This window comes from Halomonas llamarensis, assembly GCF_023555005.1.
In the GTDB taxonomy this organism is placed as follows: Bacteria; Pseudomonadota; Gammaproteobacteria; order Pseudomonadales; family Halomonadaceae; genus Vreelandella; species Vreelandella llamarensis.
The window spans coordinates 1-2,786 of sequence record NZ_JAMJPJ010000061.1; the positions used below are offsets into that span (position 1 = coordinate 1).

At 55.6% G+C, this 2,786-nt stretch carries 3 protein-coding genes and 2 pseudogenes; 2 read left to right on the forward strand and 3 right to left on the reverse strand.

Annotated features, from left to right (window positions below):
* Window positions 1-145: 145 nt before the first annotated feature.
* Window positions 146-613 carry an outer membrane lipoprotein gene (locus tag M8006_RS17425; RefSeq protein WP_250084443.1) on the forward strand — a complete coding sequence of 156 codons (468 nt, stop codon included), beginning with the start codon at window positions 146-148 and terminating at the stop codon, window positions 611-613.
* Window positions 614-727: 114 nt separating this feature from the next.
* Here the strand turns inward: M8006_RS17425 and M8006_RS17430 are convergent, their stop codons facing one another.
* The gene (locus M8006_RS17430; RefSeq protein WP_250084447.1) at window positions 728-1,009 is read right to left on the reverse strand and encodes a hypothetical protein; all 282 of its coding nucleotides are present in this window, start codon (window positions 1,007-1,009) and stop codon (window positions 728-730) included.
* A gap of 181 nt (window positions 1,010-1,190) precedes the next feature.
* Here M8006_RS17430 and M8006_RS17435 point away from each other — a divergent pair, with 181 nt between their 5' ends.
* On the forward strand, window positions 1,191-1,676 hold the full coding sequence (locus tag M8006_RS17435; RefSeq protein ID WP_250084448.1) for an FKBP-type peptidyl-prolyl cis-trans isomerase: 486 nt from the start codon (window positions 1,191-1,193) through the stop codon (window positions 1,674-1,676).
* A 149-nt stretch (window positions 1,677-1,825) separates the two neighbouring features.
* Here M8006_RS17435 and M8006_RS17440 read toward each other — a convergent pair.
* A pseudogene (locus M8006_RS17440) lies at window positions 1,826-2,667 on the reverse strand (MFS transporter); the annotation flags it as partial.
* 11 nt (window positions 2,668-2,678) lie between these two features.
* A pseudogene (locus M8006_RS17445) lies at window positions 2,679-2,786 on the reverse strand (IS5/IS1182 family transposase); the annotation flags it as partial.

Below are 2,786 nucleotides of genomic sequence, written 5' to 3' on the forward strand. Positions count from 1 at the left end.
GACACTAAAGGCCTATCTCGCATAACTATCGCGTCGGTAAGACGTTAAATAGCCTCAACGCATCCACCATGCAGACGTAAAGCGCTCAATAATGGCGCTACCACCGCCGCGATGAATGAGGCGGGTTAAGCTATCGGAGGCTTCCATGAAACACCTTCTCCCTATTGCAGCACTCAGTCTTTTAACTCTCGCAGGCTGCACCAATACATCCCAATATTCAGGTGACGTATATAGCGGCAATCAAGCCAAGACGTCCCAGAATGTCACCTACGGCACGATCGTGGCGATTCGCCCGGTTCAAATTCAGGCCGATAGCCGCACAGGCAACCTGCTTGGCGGCGGTGGCGGTGCGATTATCGGCGGGCTTTTAGGTCGCCAGATCGGGGGTGGCAGCGGTCGTGATCTAGCCACCGTTGCCGGTGCGTTAGGCGGCGCCATGGCGGGTACCGCTGCGGAAGACGCTTCTAACCGCATCAGCGCCTGGGAAATGGAGATTCGTACCGATTCAGGCGAAGACGTAGTGGTCGTGCAACGTGCTGACCGTCAGTTTGAAGCCGGTCAACGCGTGCGCTTGATTGGCAGCGGCCGTAACGTGCAGGTTGCGCCTTACTAAGCCATCGACGTGCCACGCGTGCGTTAAGTGAGCCTTAAAAAAACCGGCATACACAGTATGCCGGTTTTTTTAGGTTTGGCCTCATGAGCCCTCAGAGCAGGCCACGAGATATCTTCAGTGCTCGGCTTTACCCGCAGCTAAGCTCACAAGCTTGCCTACAACTAAACCGATAATCGCCAGCAGGATAACCACCAGCAAAATATCAATTGGACGCACCAGGGTTGTAGCCCCCATCACGGCTAGCACACCTACCCAGAGCACACGATTTTCACCGTGAGATTTCAGCACTTCAGGTAGCACCTTATCTAGACCACGGCTCACGCCGCTGTCCCAACGCTTATTGGCGAAGTATAAAATCAGGACAAACGCAATCACCCAAATTACAAAGATTGTCATAGCACGCTCCACGTAATAATAAGAGGGAAGTCAAAAAGAGTGGCGCTAGGGTATCCCTGGTCATAGCACGGCGCAATACCGCCAACGCTTAAAGCCATGTGAAAATCTGCTCTCCCCCCTGACAAACGCCCTTTTTCCGCGTTACCATGGCAAAGACATGCACTCACCGAAAGGTTCTTAAATGCAAATTGCGCAAAACTCGGTTGTCGCGTTCCACTACACCCTAACCAACGACGAAGGTGAGGTGCTAGACAGTTCAGAAGGTCGCGAGCCACTTACTTATCTCCATGGCGCGGGTAATATTATCCCCGGCTTGGAAAAAGAGCTGGAAGGTCGTGACGTAGGCGAGAAACTGGTTGTCAAAGTTTCACCAGAAGAAGGTTACGGTGAAGTTCAAGAGCAGCTGATGCAAGAAGTCCCACGCGATGCCTTCCAAGGCGTTGAAAGCGTTGAGCCGGGCATGCAGTTCCAAGCTCAAACGCAGGGCGGCCCGTTGATGGTCACCGTTAAGAAAATCGAAGGCGATACCGTCGTTGTTGATGGTAACCATCCGCTCGCCGGTCAGCACCTCAACTTTGACGTTGCTATCGCTGAAGTACGCGAAGCCAGCGAAGAAGAAGTTGAACACGGCCATGTACACGGCGAAGGCGACGAAGAGCAGCACTAAGCGCTTCTCCCTGGCTGTTTTCTCAGCCACCCCGTAGCATGCGAAAAGGCGACCCAAGCGGTCGCCTTTTTTATGCTTGCTGTTTGTGTAAATCGTTTATCAGTTTGCGCGTAAAACCGCTTACTTTGAGTGAGCGGAGGGGGAGGATATCAAAGCGTCTGGCGCTCAAAACGCCATAGCCCCAGCGCCACAACCAGCGTCACGCCGAGCAGCAGCCACGACCCCAGCGCCACGCCCTGCCAGCCCGCCCATTGCCAGAACGGCTCCAACCAGAAACCACCCAGACTAGCCCCCACGTAGTAGAACACCAGATACAGCGCCGAAGCGCTGCCCCGCGCGCCTTGGGCGTAACGCCCTACCCAGCTTGATGCCAGCGAATGGGCCAGAAAGAACCCGAAGGCGTTGACCGTCAGGCCGAGAATAATCAGCAAGAGAGAATCCGCTAGCGTGATCGCCGTGCCCAGCATTAGGATCGCCACGCCCACGCTCATACAGGCCGCAGGCGAGAAGCGCTGGGCAAACCGCCCTGAAAGCGTCGAACCGACGGTGCCGCCCAGGTAGGTCAGAAACACCAGCCCCAGGCTGCTCGCCGCCAATTGATAGGGCGCATCAGCCAGAACACCGCGCCGCCTACCAGCGTCAGCACGCCCACGGTTAAAAACGCTGCCGTTGGTCCGCCGATATCCGATGCCGCGCCGCCCACCACACGCCCACTGATGCCGCCCAGCGAGTTGGCGCCAATATATAGCCCCACCGTGCTCAGTAGCGCCGTTTTATTGAACTCATCGCCCATCCAGGCAATCGCCACGGCAGGTAAACCGCCGAGCACAAACCCTTGCAACAAGCGTAGCGCCAATAACATTTCAAAGGTGGGCGCAAACGCGAGCGCCAACGAACAAAGCCCCGAAAGCAAAAGCGTGATACGCATAATGCGTTCGCGGCCAATCGCATCAGAGAGCGGGCCAAATACCAGAAGGGAAAACGCTAGGGCCTGTTGACGTTTCACATTGGGAGCCATAAAAAACCGCACGCCAAAGCCACCATGCTTTCGTAGTTTCGCTTCAGTTTATCGTAGCGCGTCGCTATGGCGCGATACGATTTTAAACGGGC